The sequence below is a fragment of the uncultured Dialister sp. genome (assembly GCF_900541605.1).
In the GTDB taxonomy this organism is placed as follows: domain Bacteria; phylum Bacillota; class Negativicutes; order Veillonellales; family Dialisteraceae; genus Dialister.
The window spans coordinates 1-4,034 of sequence record NZ_UQKJ01000153.1; the positions used below are offsets into that span (position 1 = coordinate 1).

The following is a 4,034-nucleotide window of genomic DNA, read 5'->3' on the forward strand; positions in this document are numbered from 1 at the left end:
GCCGGGCCATGAGGTTAGCTGATGGGAACTGATGGAATTGGCCCAAAGGGCTTGATCAGCTTTCCTAAAAGCTAGCCGCTAGCCGCTAGAAGCCCTCGTCCGTTTGGCCGACTTTCATCCACAAGACATCCGCGGCGGAGCCGCTGATGACCTAGATCTAGATCTAGATCTCTCACATTACTCTTCGCACCATCTTCACTGCCAGCCAGGCACAACCCAGCCCTATGACCACGCCCGCGAGAACGTCCAGGGGGTAGTGGACGCCCAGGTAGAGGCGGGAGAAGGAAACGAGGAAGGCCAGGATGAGGGCGGGGATCCCGAATTTCTTTGGCAGGTAATGGAAGAAGAGGGGAGCCGCCGCAAAGGAGGCGGAGGCGTGGCCGGAGGGAAAGGCGTAGGACGAGGCGGACACGTGGGTGACGAGGGGGATGATTTCCGGGTACGTCACAAAGGGCCGGGCTTCTTTTACGAGATTCTTCAGGACGCTGTTGGTGATGAGGAGGCTCAGCACCAGGGCCGTGAGGACGGCGATGCCCAGGGGTCTTGTCTTCTTTTTGAAGAGCAGGAGCAGCGCCGGCACCACCCAGATGAAGCCCATGTTCCCCAGATCCGTGGTGAATTCGAGAATCCTCGTGAGCAGGGGCGTCCGGATGGTGTCCTGGAGGAAGAAAAGAAAGAGGGCCTGCATATGCATAAGAGTGTCCATGGGAAGGACTCCTTTGGGAAAAAAGAGTTGAGAGTTGAGAGTTGAGAGTTGAGAATTGAGGTCCCACGGCGGAGCCGCTGGTGTCGTGTGGCTGGATTTTATGCGAACGGATGGGGGCTTCCAGCTGCTAGCTTTTAGCTACTAGGAAAGCTGATTAGCCTGCGGCGCAGGCTAATCCCCCTGACTCCCCCTCCGGGTGAGCTGCCGAAGGCTGAGGGGTGTATTTGCCGCGAATTGCGGCTAACACACTCAAGGCTCGTCCCCATCCTTTCGCACGAACCCCGGCCACTCCAGCGCCGTAGGCTGTTGAGGTTTCCTAGCAGCCAGGAGCTAGTAGCTAGAAGCCCCCATCCGTTCGCACGCCCCAACCACACCATAATCGCCGCGAAGCGGCCGGCCAGCTCAAGGCTGGTGACTCTCACTGTCAGCGTGAAAATCGATGTCCTTTGTCTGCATATCCCTGTGGACGTCCTGTTTCACTTTTTTCACTTTATGGTGATCGTGGTCCTTTTCCTCGTGGAAGGGGAGGGAGGTCTTCATGGCTTTCATTTCCTGGTGAATGGCGGGGCCTGACTCTTTGGCCCAGTCCATGTAGCTGGCGGCATCGGTGGTGAGGAAGGATGCGGCGAAGAGGGCGGCGCTGGCGGCGCCGAGAATGAGGGTGGCGAATACTTTTTTCATGGTTATTCCTCCTTCAGATTATGGGAAAAGGCAGCGGCGGCGTGGGAAAGTTCCCGGCCGGCGTAGTAGAAAAAGGCGGCAAAGGAAATGCCGGACACCGCGAGAGCGGTAAGGCTCAAGGGGCTCATGGCGGGCAGGGCGGGGACGGTGGGGAATATGACGAGGCCGCCGATGGCCAGGTACAGGGCGGCTGCCAGGGCGATGACCATGGCTGCCGCTGCCAGGATGCCGGCGCCGGTGAAGAGGTGGGAGAGAACCTTGCCTCCTCTGGAGAGGAAGGAGGGCAGATGGCGTCTTGCGGATTCTTTCATGGAAATGAAAGTATTTCCGACGCTGCCCAGAAGATCATGGGCGTAGGATTCTCTTCTCAGTTTCTTTTCGTCCACCCCGTAAATGAGGGCGGCAATTTCTGAGGGCCTGCCCAAAGAGGCGGCGGTGTCTTCTTCGCTCCGGCCGGCGGCTTTCGCCATGGCGAAGTATTCTTCATAGTCCTCCAGGATTTCGTTGCGGACGGAGGCCTGTTCATAGATGAGGTATGTGCGAAGCTGTCTCATGAATTCATTCTTTGTCATAGAAATCACTCCTTTTGGTGAATCCGGGAAGTGCTTCCCCTGTGGAAGATGATTTTGTTTTTCATCCTATCTGTACTATATCACTCAGTATCTTGCAGTACAAGGTACTATGCAGTAAACAATAATTGAAGGATTGTTAAAGGAAAGATAAATGGGGGGAAGGGAAAAGAGTTGAGAGTTGAGATTTGAGAGTTGAGGTCAAGCGGCTCCGCCGCATATGGATTCCTGATGACTGTAACCCCAAACGGACAATTGAACCAGGGAAGCGCCGCAGGCGGATCAGCTTTCCTGAAAGCTAGCCGCTAGCAGCTAGAAGCTCCCGCACGTTCGCACGCAAGCTCACCCACAAGACCCCGGTCCGCATGGCATGTTCAGCTCAAGGCTCAAAGCTCAAGGCTCCATCCGTTCGCAGGCCCTTCAGTTACAGGAAATCAAACCGCGAATCGGCTATCCCTTCCAGCCCCGTTCGTGGTATACTTATAAGGCGAAACTGTCGAGATTTACTCGTTTTTACCTATTTCACAAGAGGCCAGACTATGCATAATGAACAGCAGGTAACGAAAGATATTTACTGGATTGGCGGGAACGATTTCATCTCCTCCCGGTTTGAAGACCTGATTCCCATTTCCCAGGGGGTCTCCTATAACAGCTATTTCATTGACGACGAGAAGACGGCGGTCATTGATTCGGTGGACTCGGTGATCCGGGACCTGTTCATGGAAAATGTGAGCCATCTCCTCCACGGACGGCCCCTGGACTATATCGTGATCAACCACATGGAGCCGGACCACAGCGGCTCCCTCCTGGCCCTGGCGGAGGCGTACCCCATGGCGAAGATCATCGCAACGCCCCAGGCCCAGAAGATGGCGGGCCAGTATTTCCACGTGTCCCTCTCGGACCGGTTCATCACGTCCGACGAGAAGCTGGAAATTTCCCTGGGCGCCCACAGGCTCCGTTTCCTGAAGGCCCCCATGGTGCACTGGCCGGAAGTGACCTTTACCTATGAGGAAACGGAAAAGGTCCTTTTCAGCGCCGACGCCTTCGGTACCTTCGGCACTCTCCACGGCTCCATCTTTGCGGACGACTGCCATTACGACGAGGTGTACCTTCCGGACTGCCGGAAGTACTACGCCAATATTGTGGCCCGCTACGGCATGCAGGTGCTGATGGCCCTCAAGAAAGTGGCGGCCCTGGACGTACGGTATGTGTGCTCCCTCCACGGTCCCATCTTCCGGCGGCCCGAGGATATCGAAAAGATGGTGGCCCTCTATAAGAAATGGGCGTCCTGGGAACCGGAAGAAAAGTCGGTGACCCTCTTCTTCGCTTCCCCCTATGGCAATACGGCCCTGGCAGCCCAGGTGCTGGCGGGAAAACTCGCCGCCCTTGGCGTGAAACATATGAAACTCGTGGACCTCTGCAGCCGGTCCATTACGGAGGCCTTCCCGGAAGTCCTGCGCCGGAGCCACATGGTACTGGCGGCGGTGACCATGAATATGGGTCTCAACCCCGTGATGAATGCGTTCATGGATCTCTGTAAGGAAATGGATGTGCAGAACCGGGCCATCGCCATTATGGGCAACAGCAGTTGGGCACCAAACGTGGCGGGCAAGGTAATGAAGGAAAAGGCGTCCACCTGGAAGAAGTGCCGGATCCTCGCAGAACCTCTCCACATTTCCTCCGCCCCCGCCGATGACGGCAGCCTGGATGAACTGGCGAAAATCATCGCGGACGATGTGAAAAACGGGTGAGACCGGAGGATTTGCATGCTGATGGGTAGAGGCACGAGCCTTTAGCAGTGATCCTTGAGCTGAACAGCCGCTTCGCGGCGGTTGTGTGGCTGAGGGACGTGCGAACGGGCGGGGGCTTTTAGCTACTGGCTTCTAGCTGTTAGGAAGGCTGGTCAGGCCCTACGGGCCAATTTCATCAGTTCCCATCAGCTAACCCCAGCCCCGTGGGCAGCCCCTTCCCTGGGAAGGGGCCTCGTGCAGTGTCATTTTTACGTTTTGGGGAGTAGAGTCTTTAGGATACCGATGGCGGCGAAGCTGCTAAACGTTAGCCTCCTTCCTTGGGAAGGA

4 protein-coding genes are annotated in these 4,034 nt (G+C 56.6%); 1 reads left to right on the top strand and 3 read right to left on the bottom strand.

Annotation, left to right across the window (positions count from 1 at the left end):
• Positions 1 to 172: 172 nt before the first annotated feature.
• The 3 genes from QZR21_RS08385 to QZR21_RS08395 form a co-directional block, all read right to left on the bottom strand.
• Positions 173 to 706 carry a phosphatase PAP2 family protein gene (locus tag QZR21_RS08385; protein ID WP_296974897.1) on the bottom strand — a complete coding sequence of 178 codons (534 nt, stop codon included), beginning with the start codon at positions 704 to 706 and terminating at the stop codon, positions 173 to 175.
• 402 nt (positions 707 to 1,108) lie between these two features.
• Entirely contained in the window at positions 1,109 to 1,387 is a 279-nt protein-coding gene (locus tag QZR21_RS08390) for a hypothetical protein (RefSeq protein ID WP_296974901.1), read from the bottom strand.
• A 2-nt stretch (positions 1,388 to 1,389) separates the two neighbouring features.
• Positions 1,390 to 1,959 carry a DUF1700 domain-containing protein gene (locus QZR21_RS08395; protein ID WP_296974903.1) on the bottom strand — a complete coding sequence of 190 codons (570 nt, stop codon included), beginning with the start codon at positions 1,957 to 1,959 and terminating at the stop codon, positions 1,390 to 1,392.
• A 536-nt stretch (positions 1,960 to 2,495) separates the two neighbouring features.
• On the opposite strand from QZR21_RS08395, the gene QZR21_RS08400 reads away from it, so the two are divergent.
• A complete protein-coding gene (locus QZR21_RS08400) occupies positions 2,496 to 3,707 on the top strand; it encodes an FprA family A-type flavoprotein (RefSeq protein ID WP_296099858.1) in 1,212 nt (403 codons plus the stop codon).
• The last annotated feature ends 327 nt before the right edge of the window (positions 3,708 to 4,034 follow it).